The sequence below is a fragment of the Pseudomonas sp. C9 genome, from assembly GCF_002000165.1.
Classification (GTDB): domain Bacteria; phylum Pseudomonadota; class Gammaproteobacteria; order Pseudomonadales; family Pseudomonadaceae; genus Aquipseudomonas.
Genome location: NZ_MPAK01000001.1, coordinates 3,529,487 through 3,544,735 on the forward strand (window position 1 = coordinate 3,529,487; position 15,249 = coordinate 3,544,735).

Here is a 15,249-nt window from a genome sequence, read left to right on the forward strand (position 1 = left end):
AACCTCGTGCGTTGTTTATTGGCCTGAGCCTTTTGTGTTTGCTGGCGATCTGGCTGTCATTGGCGCTGGGGCCGGTCAGCTTGCCGTTGCTCGATACCGCGCACGCTGTGCTGCGCCTGGCCGGATTGCCGATTGCACCGCAAGGCCTCGAGCAAGCGGAATTGATCGTGGGGCAGATCCGTCTGCCGCGAACCTTGCTGGGGTTGGCGGTGGGGGGCGTGCTGGCGCTCTCCGGTGTGGCCATGCAGGGCCTGTTTCGTAACCCGTTGGCCGATCCGGGATTGGTGGGGGTGTCCAGCGGCGCCGCATTGGGTGCGGCCATCGCGATTGTGGGCGGGTCGATGTTTGGCGGCCTGCCTGAGTCGTTCGGGCCTTACCTGTTGTCGGTGTGTGCGTTTCTCGGTGGGTTGGGTGTGACAGCACTGGTGTATCGGCTCGGTCGACGCAACGGTCAGACCAACGTCGCAACCATGTTGCTGGCCGGTATCGCCTTGACCGCTCTGGCGGGCTCGGCGGTGGGGTTGTTCACCTACCTGGCGGACGACGCGACCCTGCGTACGCTGACGTTCTGGAATCTGGGCAGCCTTAACGGCGCCAGTTACGCGCGTCTCTGGCCATTGCTGCTGGTGAGCACGGGCGTGGCGCTCTGGCTGCCGCGTCGAGCCAAAGCCTTGAATGCATTGTTGCTGGGGGAGTCGGAGGCCGGCCATTTGGGCATCAACGTTGAAGGGCTCAAGCGCGAATTGGTGTTCTGTACCGCGTTGGGTGTCGGCGCGGCGGTGGCGGCGGCGGGGATGATCGGGTTTGTCGGCCTGGTGGTGCCGCACCTCGTGCGCTTGCTGGCCGGTCCTGATCATCGGGTGTTGCTGCCTGCCTCGGTGCTCGCCGGTGCCAGTCTTCTGCTGTTCGCCGATCTGGTGGCGCGCCTGGCCCTGGCGCCCGCCGAACTGCCGATCGGTATCGTCACGGCCTTTATCGGTGCGCCGTTTTTTCTGTTTTTACTGCTCCGGAGTCGCGCCTGATGTTGCGCACGCAAAACCTGCAAATCCGTCGGGGCAGCAAGACTGTACTGACGGACATCACGCTCGAACTTCGGCCAGGTGAAGTGCTTGGTGTGCTCGGCCCTAATGGCGCCGGCAAAAGTACCTTGCTCGGTGCCTTGTGCGGGGAGTTGCACGCCGACCAAGGCAGTGTCTGGCTCGATGATCGCGAATTGAATCACTGGGCCGCACCGCTGCGAGCACAGCGGCTGGCGGTACTGCCGCAGGTGTCGACGCTGGACTTTGCCTTTCGTGTTGAAGAAGTCGTGGGTATGGGGCGTTTGCCCCATCAAAGCGGTCGAGTGCGCGATGACGAGATCGTTGCCTGCGCCCTGCGCGCCGCTGATGCCGGGCACCTGAGTGGTCGCAGCTATCTGGCTTTGTCCGGCGGCGAGCGTCAGCGCGTGCATCTGGCGCGGGTGCTGGCGCAGCTCTGGCCGGGTGAGGTGGGCCAGACGCTGCTGCTCGATGAGCCGACATCGATGCTCGACCCGCTGCATCAACACACCACCTTACAAGCGGTGCGCGAGTTTGCCGATCACGGCGCGGCGGTGCTGGTCATCCTGCATGATCTGAATCTGGCGGCGCGTTACTGTGATCGTCTGTTGCTGCTTGAAGGCGGGCGCCCGGTTGCGCTGGATACGCCGCAGCACGTCTTGAAGCCTGAGTCGCTCAAAGCAGTGTTCGGGCTGGAAGTGTTGGTGCAGCAGCACCCGGAGCGCGGGCATCCGCTGATCATCGCCCGCTGAAAAATATATCGGGTTGAACATGCCTCTGGTGCCGGTTTTTCACAGGCAAAAAAAGACCCGGCAAGAGCCGGGTCAAATAACCGTGATTAGCCTGATGAGGAGATATCTGAGAGTCCGAACCAAGGGCTGTTCAAATATCGACCAGTCTCGCGACCAGTTGGTGGTAATCATAGCGATTCTCATTACCATGTCAACCGCTGTTTTTCAGTTTCTTTGAGATGCCTCGTCAATTCGGTTCAAAGCCAATGATTTCAAGCCTTGTGGCGCGAGGAAATCGCCTCCAGCTGTTTGTTCAAGGCTTCTTTGCGCTCGGCGGGAATGTCATTCCAATGCACGTCCATCAGTGCGCCTTCGATCGCATACAACAACACCTTGGACGCCCGAAAACCGCGCGTACGCACGGCCCGATAAGCATCCACCGCCCCGAGGCGACGCAAGTCCGACGCACTGTGGATGCCCACGGCATGCAGCCACTGTGCTGACGTCTTGCCAAGATTCTTCAGGTGTTGCAGTTCATCATTCATCAAGCCTCCTTGCGACGGCCGAACGGTGCGTGGGCGAGCCTATCAGGAGTGTAGCCATCAGTAGGAAAAGCGTGATTGTTTGGTCGTTTTCGACGCAAAAGCTTCTAAGAGGAAGACACCAGTCATTGAGTAAAAAGCATTGCGAATGCAGTGGGGGCGGGTGTCGGAAGTCGAACCTGGGGCAGTCCACACGGCATCCAGCGCAAAGCGGGGGCGCTGGATTTGTTGGGTAGAGCGTCGTTTTTAGCGGGTGCGATAACGCAGGCGAGTGCCGAAGTTCATCGACATAAGAATCTCGTCTGCACTCAGCTCTGGCGGGAAGTAGGCACCGGAGATTTGAGCATGTGCCAGGCTGGCACCTTCCAGTGAGGCGTTACGAAAATCGATGCCGCGCAAATCGGCGGAGCGAAAATAGGCATCGGTGAAGTCGACACCATCAGCGTTCAGCTCGCGCAAGTCCAGGCCTCGGAAATCGCCACCGACCATGTCGACAGTTCCGTAGTTGGCGCGTTCGGCGTTGAAGCCTGCGATGTCATCTTTGTGCAGCAAGGCATACAGCGGGGTGTCGAGAAGTTTGGGCTGGCTCATGTCGCATCACCTGATGGTTTTATGACGCCAGTATAGTGCCACTATTTGGCAGCCGTGAAGCCAGCGGAGGCCTCACGGCTGAAATAGTTTTTACAGACCTGGCATGCGTTGACGAATTTGCGCGACGACCGTGTCGAGCGTCCCGCTTTCATTGGTCTGAACGCGTTTGCTGTACAGAATCTCTGCTGGCGTCAGCGGTTCGCGATTGGCTTGCTGGGCTGCGATAACGGTCAGGTTGGCGTCAGACGGATCCTTTTTGTCTGCCTGGCGCAGGGCCAACCAACTCTCGATCACGGCTTGCGGTGCATGGCAATCAAGGATCAGGAACGGAGCCCCAGTGGCTTCGGCGACTTTTGCCGCGTTTTCGCGCTGGTCGTGCTTGAGGTAAGTGGCATCGATCACCACCGGAAAACCGGCGCGCAAGATGACCGCGGCAATCTCGTGAAGACGGCTGTAGGTGGTGGCGCTGGCGTCGGCGCTATAAATGCCGGCCTGCGGGTCGTTCGCGACGGTTTGTTCGCCGAACAGACGTTTGCGCTCTACATCCGAGCGAAGACGAATGGCGCCCAACGCTTCTACCAGGCGCATTGCTACGTGGCTCTTGCCGACAGCGGACACGCCGTGGGTGATGGCCATGAAACGCGAGGGAATGGTGCTGTAGCTTTCCGCGAGGTTGGCGTAGTTGCGGTATTGGCGCAGGGTCGTGGCGCGTTGTACCGGGTCGGCTTCGGCCGGCATGCTGAACAGGCTCACCTTGGCGCGAACCAGTGCGCGATAGGCTTTATAGAAGTTCAGCAGCTCAAGGCCCTGGTAGTCGCCGGTCAGCTCCAGGTACTGGCTGACGAAACGGCGCGCGAGGCATTTCAAGCCACGGTCTTCCAGGTCCATCGCCAGGAAACCGGTGTCGGCATAAACGTCGGTGAAGCGGAACGGTTCGTTGAACTCGATGCAGTCGAAGATCACGACCTTGCCATCGATTACTGTCGCGTTGCCGAGGTGGATATCACCGTGGCATTCACGAATGAAACCTTCGGCCTTGCGCTGGGCGAACAGCGGCTTGAGGCGTTCGAAGCTGCTTTCGGCCCAGGCTTGCAGGGCGTCCAGTTGTACCAGGTCGGCCTTGTCGCTGAGGAATGGACGGATCTGTTCGAAGTTCTGGCGTACGGGTGCCATAACGCTGTCGGGGGTGCCGGCTTCGTGTTCGGCAGGCACTTTCGGTGCGTTGAGGTGGAATTGAGCAATCTGCGCGGCCATCTCGTCGATGTGGGCGGTAGTCAGTTCGCCATTCGCCTGCAGGGTGCTGAGCAATTGGCTTTGTGGGAACTGACGCATTTTCAGCGCGAAATCGACTACAGGGCCGTCGCCACCGAACTGCGGTGCTTCGGCGCTGCCAGTGATCGGCAACACTTGCAGGTACAAGTCGTCGGTCAGGCGCTGGTTGAGGCGCAGTTCTTCACCGCAGAAATGCTCACGTGCATCCAGGCTGGTGAAGTCGAGGAAACCGAAATTCACGGGTTTCTTCACTTTATAAGCAAAGGGGCCTGTGAGGATGACCCAGGAAATATGGGTCTCGATGACCTGGAAACCGTCTACCGGGTGCGGGTAGAGGGTCGGGTTTTGCAGGGCAGCAATCAGGGACTGGCTCACAGGCGATCCTTCAGAGTCTGGGAAAAATTCAAGGCCGCCATTATGGCCGCAAGTCCGCCTGACGCAAACCTCGGAGGGCTCCTGTTGAGTATTAATAAAGTGCGTATAATCCGCCGCCATGACTCGTACTCGATCCCCCCGCACTCCAAAAAAACCACCTTCCCGGGGCCTGCACCCGTGGCTGGGCTGGGCCCTTAAACTCAGTCTGGTCGGCCTTGTGGTGCTCGCCGGATTCGCGGTTTACCTCGACGCTATCGTCCAGGAAAAGTTCTCCGGCAAACGCTGGACCATTCCGGCCAAGGTGTATGCACGCCCGCTGGAGCTGTTCACTGGCCAGAAGCTGAGCAAGGAAGACTTTCTCACCGAACTCGACGCCTTGGGCTACCGGCGCGAAAGCGTGAGCAATGGCCCTGGTGCGGCGTCGGTCAACGGCAATACCGTCGATCTGAACACCCGTGGCTTCCAGTTCTATGAAGGCCTGGAGAAACCTCAGCCCGTGCGCGTGCGTTTCTCCGGCGACTATGTTGCTGAACTCTCGGCGACCAACGGTTCGAAGCTTTCCGTGGTGCGCCTTGAACCGCTGATGATCGGCGGTATTTACCCGAAAAATCTGGAAGACCGCATCCTGATCAAAATTGATCAGGTCCCGCCGTATCTGCTGGAGACCCTGGTCGCCGTGGAAGACCGGGATTTCTATAGCCACTGGGGCGTGTCACCCAAGTCGATTGCACGCGCTGTCTGGGTCAACACGTCTGGCGGCAAGATGACCCAGGGCGGCAGTACGCTGACACAACAGTTGGTCAAGAACTTCTATCTGACCAGTGAGCGCAGCCTGACCCGTAAACTCACCGAAGCCATGATGGCGATGTTGCTTGAGCTGCATTACGACAAACCGGAGATTCTTGAGGCTTACCTCAATGAAGTGTTCGTCGGTCAGGACGGCCAGCGCGCGGTGCACGGTTTCGGTCTGGCCAGTCAGTTCTTCTTCGGACAGCCGTTGTCCGAATTGAAACTGCATCAAGTTGCCTTGCTGGTGGGGATGGTCAAGGGGCCGTCCTATTACAACCCGCGTCGCAATCCTGAGCGAGCGCTTGAGCGGCGCAATCTGGTGCTCGATGTCCTCCAGGAACAAGGCGTCGCCACCGCCGAGCAGGTCGAAGCTGCGAAAAAAATGCCGCTGGGTGTAACGACACGCGGCAAGCTGGCCGACAGCTCGTTCCCGGGCTTTATCGACCTGGTCAAGCGCCAGTTGCGCGAAGACTACCGCGACGAAGACTTGACCGAAGAAGGCCTGCGGATCTTCACCAGTTTCGACCCGATTCTGCAGATGAAAGCCGAAGCTTCCGTCAACGACACCTTCAAGCGACTGTCCGGTCGCAAGGGTTCCGATGACGTCGAAGCGGCCATGGTCGTGACCAACCCGGAAACCGGTGAAGTCCAGGCCATGATCGGCAGCCGCCAGGCCAGTTTTGCAGGCTTCAACCGTGCGCTGGATGCGGTGCGCCCCATCGGCTCACTGATCAAACCGGCGGTTTATCTGACGGCGCTTGAGAAGCCTACCCAGTACACGCTGACCAGTTGGCTGTCGGATGAATCCTTCTCGGTCAAGGGCGCGGACGGTCAGGTCTGGAAACCGCAGAACTATGATCGCCGCTCCCACGGTACGGTGTTCCTGTATCAGGGGCTGGCGCATTCCTACAACCTGTCGACTGCGCGTCTCGGATTGGCAGTGGGTGTACCGAATGTCCTCAAGACCCTGGCGCGCCTGGGGGTAACTCGCGAGTTCCCGGCATTCCCGTCGATGTTGCTGGGGGCCGGTGGCATGACGCCAATTGAAGTGGCGACCATGTACCAGACGCTGGCCAATGGTGGTTTCAACACGCCGATGCGCGGGATTCGCAGCGTATTGACCGCCGAAGGCGAACCGCTCAAGCGCTATCCGTTCCAGATCGAACAGCGTTTTGATCCGGCTTCTATCTACCTGATCCAGAGCGCCATGCAGCGAGTCATGCGTGAAGGTACCGGCAGTTCGGTTTATAACGTGTTGCCAAAGACCCTGACCCTGGCCGGCAAGACCGGTACCAGTAACGACTCGCGGGACAGTTGGTTCGCAGGTTTCAGTCAGGACCTGCTGGCGGTGGTCTGGCTGGGTCGTGATGACAACGGCAAGACGCCGTTCACCGGTGCTACCGGTGCCTTGCAGGTCTGGACCAGCTTCATGCGTAAAGCCGATCCATTGCCGCTGGACATGCCGCAGCCGGACAACGTTGTTCAGGCGTGGGTCGATTCGCATACCGGACAAGGCTCCGATGCCAACTGCCCGGGCGCCGTGCAGATGCCGTATATTCGCGGCAGCGAACCACCTCCCGGTGCAGCTTGCGGTGGCGAAAGCCCTGCTTCCGGCGAAACGGTGATGGATTGGGTCAAGGGCTGGATGAATTAAGCAAAGAGGGATTCACGTGAACAAGTGGTTGATACCAGCGGTTGCCGCCGTGGCATTGCTCAGCGGTTGCTCCACCGTACAACGCGGTTCGATTCCGGTTGAGGATTCCGGTACGGCTGTGTCCAACAGCGAGCGGATCTCGGCGAATGGCGGTTTCCGCAAGACGACAGTGAAGCGTCCTGTGCAAGCCCAGACCCAAACCCAGGCGATTCCGCAGGGCGACACCGGTGTGGTGGTGATGGTCCCGGGTGGCGGCGCCGTCACTTCGGCCCCGATCAGTACCTCGCCGATCACCCCAGGCCCGATTACTCCGGGGCCGATCGATACGTCGCCGGTCCAGTCGGCACCGATCAATCAGGGCAGCTACAGCATGCCGTCGACGCCGAGCGGGATTCCTTCGGCGAGTGCCGGTGGCCTGTCGGCCGATGAACAACTGGATGGCCCGGTGCTGGCGCTGTTGACCACGGCTCAGCAGCAACAGGCCAGCGGCGACCTCAACGGTGCTTCGTCCAGTCTCGAGCGCGCCCAGCGTGTCGCGCCGCGTGAGCCACAAGTGCTTTATCGCCTCGCTCAGGTGCGCATGGCTCAAGGTGATGCCGCGCAGGCTGAACAATTCGCTCGTCGTGGGCTGACGTTCGCCAATGGTCGTCCGGATCTTCAGGCCAGCCTGTGGGAATTGATCGCCCAGGCACGCGAGAAACAAGGTGATTCCAGCGGCGCTACGCTGGCCCGCCAGAAGGCCAAGGTTTCGCTGTGATGGATGCCCGCTTTCCGAAGATTGCCGAGCAGTTGCTGCTGATCGAGCGTGAATTGCGGGTGCAGGGGTGGTGGGATGAAGTCCCACCCTCCGCTGAAGCGCTTGCCAGTGTCGAGCCGTTTTCGGTCGATACGCTGGATTTTGAGCAGTGGCTGCAGTGGATTTTCTTGCCTCGCATGAAGATCATCCTCGAACAGGATTTGCCGCTGCCTAACGCTTCGGGCATTCAGGAGATGGCCGAAATGGTCTTCGCCGGGCGCAATGTCCAGGGCAAGGACCGGCAGCTACAAGTGCTGCTCAAAGAGTTCGATCTACTGATCACCGCCTCCCGCTAACACCCGATCTCTGTAGGAGCCGAGCTTGCTCCGGGCGGCGTTCCGACGATAGCGGTGCAACATTCAACAGGCCTGTTGGGTGTTTCGCCCTCATCGCGAGCAAGCTCTGCTCCTACAGGTACTTACTGGCAGTTATCCGTAATCTGTTTCTGTGTTTCGCTGATGCGCTCCTGACGTTGTTGATCGGTCAGGCGGCGCATCTCGCCGTCCACATCTTCCCGAAGTCGCGGATTGTTCTGCAGTTGCGCCAGATTCGTTCGCGCCTGCATGCAAAATGTCTTCAACTGAGCTTGCTGCTCGGCGACCTGCTTTTTTACGTTGTTGTCGATGACCTGTTGATCGCCTATGGCGTTGCTGCGTGGCAGCGTCTGCGGATTGCTGGCAGAAGAGGAGGGCGGCAGCACGGTGGTGACCTCCTGTCCTTGGGGCGGTTGTGAATCAAAGTGCGTTACGCCTTGGGCATCGACCCATTTGTAGATCTGACCCGCCATGCATAAAGGGCTGATCAGCAGGCAGACCATGAAGAATGTCGTTCGCATGCCATTTCCTTGTCATTAGTTGCGCAATCCAAGCTAACACAGTGGCTGTTTAGCGATTTTTTCTTGCTTTCTCATGTGCTTACTTCAATAAAGCACATACACGACTTGACTTGCAGGGGACGAAACAGAAGAATCCAAAGTCCGCTGTAGAGGGACTGCCAGAAGCAGACCCACTCGGCAGATCATGAGGCGCACATCCGCGCCGACCTGTTACACCCGCAACGCGTTACCTCGCGCTGGGTGGGAAAAGCCCGCAACACTTGGGACGATCCCAATACTTGCTCAGTCAGTGCTGACGTAGTCGGCGACCACCGTCGCTCATGCTCTGCTGAGAAGTAAACCTATTAAGACCCGTCCCTGTTTATGTGGGCGGTATTCTGGCGTTTTAGAGGTGAACAACGTGGAGCTTTTATCTGGCGGTGAGATGCTCGTCCGCTTCTTGCGTGACGAAGGCGTCAAATATATTTACGGGTACCCGGGTGGTGCTCTTCTTCATGTCTACGATGCCCTGTTCAAAGAACCGGAAGTGACCCACATCCTGGTTCGTCACGAACAAGCGGCTACCCATATGGCTGACGGCTATGCCCGTGCCACCGGTAAAGCCGGCGTGGTACTGGTGACTTCCGGTCCTGGCGCAACCAATGCCATCACCGGTATCGCCACGGCTTATATGGACTCCATTCCGATGGTGGTTATTTCCGGCCAGGTGCCTAGCACCATGGTGGGTACCGATGCGTTCCAGGAAACCGACATGATCGGTATCTCCCGGCCGATCGTGAAGCACAGCTTCATGATCAAGCACGCGTCGGAAATTCCGGAAGTCATGAAGAAAGCCTTCTACCTGGCGCAATCCGGTCGTCCTGGTCCGGTCGTTGTCGATATCCCGAAAGACATGACCAATCCGGCCGAGAAGTTCGAATACGTCTTCCCGAAAAAAGCCAAGCTGCGTTCCTACAGCCCGGCCGTTCGCGGTCACTCCGGGCAAATCCGCAAGGCAGCAGAAATGCTCCTGGCGGCCAAGCGTCCTGTGATGTACGCAGGCGGCGGCGTGATTCTCGGTGGTGGCTCCGCGCCGCTGACCGAATTGGCGAAGATGCTCAACCTGCCAGTGACCAATACCCTGATGGGGCTGGGTGCCTACCCTGGCACTGATCGTCAGTTCATTGGCATGCTCGGCATGCACGGCAGCTACACCGCGAACCTGGCCATGCACCATGCTGACGTGATCCTTGCGGTCGGCGCTCGTTTCGATGACCGCGTGATCAATGGCCCGGCCAAGTTCTGCCCGAATGCCAAGATCATTCACATCGACATCGACCCGGCTTCTATTTCCAAGACCATCAAGGCTGACGTGCCTATCGTTGGTCCGGTCGAGAGCGTCCTGACCGAAATGGTCGCGATCCTCAAGGAAATCGGCGAGACCCCGAACAAGGAGTCCGTTGCCAGCTGGTGGAAGCAAGTTGACGAGTGGCGTGGTGATCGCGGCCTGTTCCCTTACGACAAGGGCGACGGCAGCGTGATCAAGCCGCAGACCGTGATCGAAACCCTGTGCGAAGTGACCAATGGCGATGCCTATGTCGCTTCGGACGTAGGGCAGCACCAGATGTTTGCTGCGCAGTACTACAAGTTCAACAAGCCGAACCGCTGGATCAACTCCGGTGGCCTGGGCACCATGGGCTTCGGTTTTCCGGCAGCCATGGGCATCAAGTTGAGCTTCCCGGAAGACGATGTCGTCTGTGTCACCGGCGAAGGCAGCATCCAGATGAACATTCAGGAACTGTCGACCTGTCTGCAATATGGTTTGCCGGTAAAAATCCTGATCCTGAATAACGGTGTGCTGGGTATGGTTCGCCAGTGGCAGGACATGAGCTATGGCAGCCGTCATTCTCATTCCTACATGGAATCGTTGCCTGACTTCGTCAAACTGGCAGAAGCTTACGGCCACATTGGCGTGCGCATCACCGATTCGAAAGATTTGAAGTCGAAGATGGAAGAGGCGTTTGCCATGAAAGATCGCCTGGTGGTGATCGATGTTTCGGTCGACACCAGCGAGCACGTCTACCCGATGCAGATCAAAGACGGCTCCATGCGCGATATGTGGTTGAGCAAGACGGAGCGTACTTAATCATGCGGCACATTATTTCCTTGCTTCTGGAAAACGAACCCGGCGCTTTGTCTCGCGTAGTCGGCCTGTTCTCGCAGCGCAACTACAACATCGAAAGCCTGACCGTGGCGCCAACCGAAGACCCGACCCTGTCGCGTCTGACGCTGACCACTGTCGGTCACGATGAGGTCATCGAGCAGATCACCAAGAACCTGAACAAGCTGATCGAAGTGGTAAAACTGGTCGACCTGTCGGAAAGTGCTCACATCGAGCGCGAACTGATGCTGGTCAAGGTCAAGGCCACCGGCGCCCAGCGCGCCGAGATCAAGCGCACTACCGATATTTACCGTGGGCAGATCGTCGATGTCAGCGCCAGCGTGTATACCGTTCAATTGACCGGTACCAGCGACAAGCTCGACAGCTTCATTCAGTCCATCGGCACTGCGTCGATTCTGGAGACCGTCCGTAGCGGCGTGACCGGTATTGCTCGCGGCGACAAAGTACTCAGCATCTAAACCAAATTAGCGAATGGCCTGAACGGCCTGGATATATAGGGGAATTTCATGAAAGTTTATTACGAAAAAGACTGCGACCTGTCCATCATCCAGGGCAAGAAAGTTGCCATCATCGGTTACGGCTCCCAGGGCCACGCTCAAGCGTGCAACCTGAAAGATTCCGGCGTTGACGTGACTGTTGGTCTGCGTAAAGGCTCGGCTACCGTTGCCAAAGCTGAAGCTCACGGCCTGAAAGTGACTGACGTTGCTTCCGCTGTTGCTGCCGCCGACCTGGTCATGATCCTGACCCCGGACGAGTTCCAGTCTGCCCTGTACAAGAACGAAATCGAGCCGAACATCAAGAAGGGCGCCACCCTGGCCTTCTCCCACGGCTTCGCGATTCACTACAACCAGGTTGTTCCGCGCGCTGACCTCGACGTGATCATGATCGCGCCGAAGGCTCCGGGCCACACCGTACGTTCCGAGTTCGTGAAGGGCGGCGGTATCCCTGACCTGATCGCTATCTACCAGGACGCCTCGGGCAACGCCAAAAACGTTGCACTGTCCTACGCTGCTGGCGTTGGTGGTGGTCGTACCGGCATCATCGAAACCACCTTCAAGGACGAGACTGAAACCGACCTGTTCGGCGAACAAGCCGTTCTGTGCGGCGGTACCGTTGAACTGGTCAAAGCCGGTTTCGAAACCCTGGTTGAAGCTGGCTATGCGCCGGAAATGGCCTACTTCGAATGCCTGCACGAACTGAAGCTGATCGTTGACCTCATGTACGAAGGCGGTATCGCCAACATGAACTACTCGATCTCCAACAACGCCGAATACGGCGAGTACGTGACCGGCCCGGAAGTAATCAACGCCGAATCCCGTCAGGCCATGCGCAACGCCCTGAAACGTATTCAGGATGGCGAATACGCCAAAATGTTCATCAGCGAAGGCGCAACCGGCTACCCTTCGATGACCGCCAAGCGTCGTAACAACGCCGCTCACGGTATCGAGATCATCGGCGAGCAACTGCGCTCCATGATGCCGTGGATCGGTGCCAACAAGATCGTCGACAAAGCTAAAAACTAAGTCACGCGCTTGTACGGAAAACGCGGCCTAGGCCGCGTTTTTTCGTTTGAGTTCGCCGGTTCTGGTATAAAGCTGCATCGTTTGTGGCCGAACCGTCGCCCCAGACACCTGTCGAAAACTTTCCACCCTGTTGCAAGGTAATGTCCATGAGCGAACGCCCCGAAGAGCCAAACCAGGCTTCTGACGCCGAAAGCCTGCTGCCCATCGATGAGCACATCGAAGAAGGGCATGACGCTGAAGGCCGTAAAGTCCGGCATCGTGGTATCTATCTTCTGCCGAACCTGTTCACCACTGCGAACCTGTTCGCAGGGTTCTATTCCATCATCAACTCGATGAGCGCCCAGGCCGCGTTGAGCGCCGGTGATTCGGTCAATGCGAGCAAGTACTTTGCTTTTGCGGCGATCGCAATTTTTGTCGCGATGGTGCTTGATGGTCTCGATGGTCGTGTGGCCCGGATGACCAATACCCAGAGCGCATTTGGTGCCGAGTACGACTCACTGTCAGATATGGTCGCCTTTGGCGTCGCGCCGGCATTATTGGCGTTTGGCTGGGCCTTGGGTGATATGGGCAAGGTCGGCTGGATGGTTGCCTTCATCTATGTGGCGGGTGCGGCTTTGCGTTTGGCGCGCTTCAACACCCAAGTCGGCACTGCGGATAAACGCTACTTCATCGGTCTGGCCAGCCCGGCGGCGGCGGGTGTGGTTGCCGGGATTGTCTGGGCGTTCAGCGACTACGGCATCCAGGGTTCCAAGATGTCCTTCCTGGTTGCGCTGATGGTGGCTGCTGCCGGTATGCTGATGGTCAGCAATATCAAGTACAACAGCTTCAAGGAACTCGACTTGAAAGGGCGCGTGCCTTTTGTGGCGATCCTGGCGGTGGTGTTGGTGTTTGCTGTGGTCTTCAGCGATCCACCACGCATCCTGCTGCTGGTTTTCCTTGCTTACGCGGCCTCCGGTCCGGTGCAGTACTTGTTGCGTCTTCGTCGGCACAAAAACGCCGAGTGATGTAATTTCCCTCATACTCCGCAGTCTATGGGTGCATCTGTCCTCCAAAGCTGCGGAGTTGTCATGCTGATCAAAGTCCCCAAAGCGTCTGACTGCCATGAGTCGGACGTCACATCTGAAGCCTTCTATCTATCCCGTCGAAAAGTTCTTGGTGCTGCCGTTGCGGGCTTGGCGATAAGCAGCCTGCCTCGTTGGGCGTCGGCCGAAGATGTTGCTCGTTATGCAGACGTCGAGCCTGGCAAGGCACCTACCTGGTTTACCGAAAAGCTTCCCTCTACCAAATGGGGGGCAGTCAACGTCAAGGATGAGTCGATTACGCCCTTCAAGGACGCGACCCATTACAACAACTTCTACGAGTTCGGCACTGATAAAGGTGACCCGGCTGCCAATGCCGGCGCACTGAAGACCGAGCCGTGGAGCGTTGTAGTGGATGGCGAAGTGGGCAAGCCTGGACGCTATGCGCTGGAAGACTTCATGAAGCCTTATCAGTTGGAAGAGCGCATCTACCGTCTTCGCTGCGTAGAGGCTTGGTCGATGGTCATTCCGTGGATTGGTTTTCCCATTTCGGCATTACTCAAGCAAGTGGAGCCAACCTCCAAGGCTAAGTACATTCGCTTCGAAACCCTGGAGGATCCCAAGAGTATGCCGGGGCAGCGTTCCGGCTTTGCCTTGATCGACTGGCCCTATGTAGAAGGGTTGCGTCTGGATGAGGCGATGAACCCGTTGGCGATTCTTGCGGTCGGCATGTATGGGCGTGAGTTGCCCAATCAGAATGGAGCGCCGTTGCGTTTGGTGGTGCCCTGGAAGTATGGATTCAAAAGCATCAAATCCATTGTGCGTATCAGTCTGGTCAGCGAGCAGCCGAAAACAACATGGCAGAGCATTGCAGCGGATGAGTATGGTTTCTACGCGAATGTGAATCCTGCGGTTGATCATCCGCGTTGGACTCAGGCGCGGGAGCGCCGTTTGCCCAGTGGTTTGTTCAAGCCCAATGTGCGCGACACACAGATGTTCAACGGCTACGCGGATGAAGTCGCCTCTCTTTATACAGGGCTCGATTTGCGGAAGAACTACTGATGCGTTTTCCGGTTTGGCGTCTTGGCGTTTTTATAGTGGCAGCGGTGTGGCCGCTGCTTTGGCTGTATCAGGCCTGGACGGATGTGTTGGGCCCGGACCCAGGCAAAATTCTGGTTGATCGGCTTGGGTTGGGCACGCTTGTTTTGCTACTCATTACGCTCAGTATGACGCCCCTGCAAAAACTCACCGGGTGGGCAGGGTGGGTGGCTGTGCGAAGGCAGTTGGGGTTGTGGTGCTTTGCTTATGTGGTTCTGCATTTGAGTGGCTATACGGCGTTCATTCTAGGATTTGACTGGTCGCAGCTGGGTGTTGAGTTGCGCAAGCGGCCATACATTATCGTCGGTACGCTGGCGTTTCTGTGTTTGCTGGCGTTGGCGGTGACATCTAATCGTTACAGTCAGCGGCGTTTGGGCGCACGCTGGAAGAAGCTGCATCGGCTCGTCTATGTGATTCTCGGGCTTGGGTTGCTGCATATGTTGTGGATCGTGCGTGCTGATCTGAAGGAGTGGACGGTATACGCCTCGATAGGGGCGTTGCTGTTAGTGCTGCGTGTGCCAGCAGTTGCCCGGCGAATCCCGCGGTTTGTGGCTAAAAAGGTACCGTCTGCACGAAAGGTGTAATTAAGTGTTGACGGCAGATTCAGGATGTCTATAATTCGCCCCACTTCCGGCGCAGTCGAAACGGAAAACTCCTTGGTAAACAAAGAGTTACGCAGTTTTCGGCAGTGAGTGGCTTCAGTTCATCGAAGTCCGAAAGGAGTTGAAAAAGAGGTGTTGACAGCAGCGTGTAACGCTGTAGAATTCGCCTCCCGCTACCGAGTGATCGGAAGCGCAAGTGGTTGAAGTTGTTAAAGATTTCCAAG

15 protein-coding genes are annotated in these 15,249 nt (G+C 57.9%); 11 read left to right on the forward strand and 4 right to left on the reverse strand.

Annotated elements, in window-relative coordinates; all coding sequences use genetic code 11:
• The first annotated feature begins 38 nt into the window (after nt 1–38).
• Nucleotides 39–1,022 carry an iron ABC transporter permease gene (locus BMS17_RS16505; protein WP_175649034.1) on the forward strand — a complete coding sequence of 328 codons (984 nt, stop codon included), beginning with the start codon at nt 39–41 and terminating at the stop codon, nt 1,020–1,022.
• A complete protein-coding gene (locus BMS17_RS16510) occupies nt 1,022–1,789 on the forward strand; it encodes a heme ABC transporter ATP-binding protein (RefSeq protein WP_077431257.1) in 768 nt (255 codons plus the stop codon). Before BMS17_RS16505 ends, BMS17_RS16510 begins: the two co-directional genes overlap by 1 nt.
• A 251-nt stretch (nt 1,790–2,040) precedes the next feature.
• Here BMS17_RS16510 and BMS17_RS16515 read toward each other — a convergent pair whose 3' ends face one another.
• The 3 genes from BMS17_RS16515 to BMS17_RS16525 form a co-directional block, all read right to left on the reverse strand.
• On the reverse strand, nt 2,041–2,313 hold the full coding sequence (locus tag BMS17_RS16515) for a TfoX/Sxy family protein (RefSeq protein ID WP_007948654.1): 273 nt from the start codon (nt 2,311–2,313) through the stop codon (nt 2,041–2,043).
• Nucleotides 2,314–2,556: 243 nt separating this feature from the next.
• On the reverse strand, nt 2,557–2,901 hold the full coding sequence (locus tag BMS17_RS16520) for a pentapeptide repeat-containing protein (protein ID WP_046028469.1): 345 nt from the start codon (nt 2,899–2,901) through the stop codon (nt 2,557–2,559).
• Nucleotides 2,902–2,991: 90 nt separating this feature from the next.
• A complete protein-coding gene (locus BMS17_RS16525; RefSeq protein ID WP_077431258.1) occupies nt 2,992–4,548 on the reverse strand; it encodes a bifunctional aminoglycoside phosphotransferase/ATP-binding protein in 1,557 nt (518 codons plus the stop codon).
• 118 nt (nt 4,549–4,666) lie between these two features.
• Between BMS17_RS16525 and mrcB the strand changes: the two genes are divergently transcribed.
• From mrcB to BMS17_RS16540, 3 genes are read left to right on the forward strand one after another with little or no spacing between them, the layout of a single operon-like run.
• Nucleotides 4,667–6,991: a penicillin-binding protein 1B gene (gene mrcB, locus BMS17_RS16530; protein WP_046028466.1), complete on the forward strand. Its 2,325-nt coding sequence runs from the start codon at nt 4,667–4,669 to the stop codon at nt 6,989–6,991.
• Nucleotides 6,992–7,007: 16 nt separating this feature from the next.
• Nucleotides 7,008–7,748: a tetratricopeptide repeat protein gene (locus BMS17_RS16535; RefSeq protein ID WP_046028464.1), complete on the forward strand. Its 741-nt coding sequence runs from the start codon at nt 7,008–7,010 to the stop codon at nt 7,746–7,748.
• Nucleotides 7,748–8,083, forward strand: coding sequence for a YqcC family protein (locus tag BMS17_RS16540; RefSeq protein WP_046028462.1), 336 nt, complete (start codon nt 7,748–7,750; stop codon nt 8,081–8,083). The genes BMS17_RS16535 and BMS17_RS16540 overlap by 1 nt, the downstream gene beginning before the upstream one ends.
• A 122-nt stretch (nt 8,084–8,205) precedes the next feature.
• Here the strand turns inward: BMS17_RS16540 and BMS17_RS16545 are convergent, their stop codons facing one another.
• A complete protein-coding gene (locus BMS17_RS16545) occupies nt 8,206–8,622 on the reverse strand; it encodes a DUF4124 domain-containing protein (protein ID WP_046028460.1) in 417 nt (138 codons plus the stop codon).
• Between the two features lie 400 nt (nt 8,623–9,022).
• Here BMS17_RS16545 and BMS17_RS16550 point away from each other — a divergent pair, with 400 nt between their 5' ends.
• From BMS17_RS16550 to msrQ, 6 genes are all read left to right on the forward strand, one after another.
• A complete protein-coding gene (locus BMS17_RS16550) occupies nt 9,023–10,747 on the forward strand; it encodes an acetolactate synthase 3 large subunit (RefSeq protein ID WP_046028860.1) in 1,725 nt (574 codons plus the stop codon).
• Nucleotides 10,748–10,749: 2 nt separating this feature from the next.
• Nucleotides 10,750–11,241 carry an acetolactate synthase small subunit gene (ilvN, locus tag BMS17_RS16555; protein WP_003176102.1) on the forward strand — a complete coding sequence of 164 codons (492 nt, stop codon included), beginning with the start codon at nt 10,750–10,752 and terminating at the stop codon, nt 11,239–11,241.
• Between the two features lie 48 nt (nt 11,242–11,289).
• Nucleotides 11,290–12,306, forward strand: a complete 1,017-nt coding sequence (gene ilvC, locus BMS17_RS16560; protein ID WP_007948647.1) for a ketol-acid reductoisomerase — start codon at nt 11,290–11,292, stop codon at nt 12,304–12,306.
• A gap of 146 nt (nt 12,307–12,452) precedes the next feature.
• Nucleotides 12,453–13,310 carry a CDP-diacylglycerol--serine O-phosphatidyltransferase gene (pssA, locus tag BMS17_RS16565; RefSeq protein WP_007948646.1) on the forward strand — a complete coding sequence of 286 codons (858 nt, stop codon included), beginning with the start codon at nt 12,453–12,455 and terminating at the stop codon, nt 13,308–13,310.
• Nucleotides 13,311–13,373: 63 nt separating this feature from the next.
• Complete coding sequence (gene msrP, locus BMS17_RS16570) at nt 13,374–14,387, forward strand: protein-methionine-sulfoxide reductase catalytic subunit MsrP (RefSeq protein ID WP_046028456.1); 1,014 nt, start codon at nt 13,374–13,376, stop codon at nt 14,385–14,387.
• A complete protein-coding gene (msrQ, locus tag BMS17_RS16575; RefSeq protein ID WP_046028455.1) occupies nt 14,387–15,007 on the forward strand; it encodes a protein-methionine-sulfoxide reductase heme-binding subunit MsrQ in 621 nt (206 codons plus the stop codon). Before msrP ends, msrQ begins: the two co-directional genes overlap by 1 nt.
• Nucleotides 15,008–15,249: the final 242 nt, after the last annotated feature.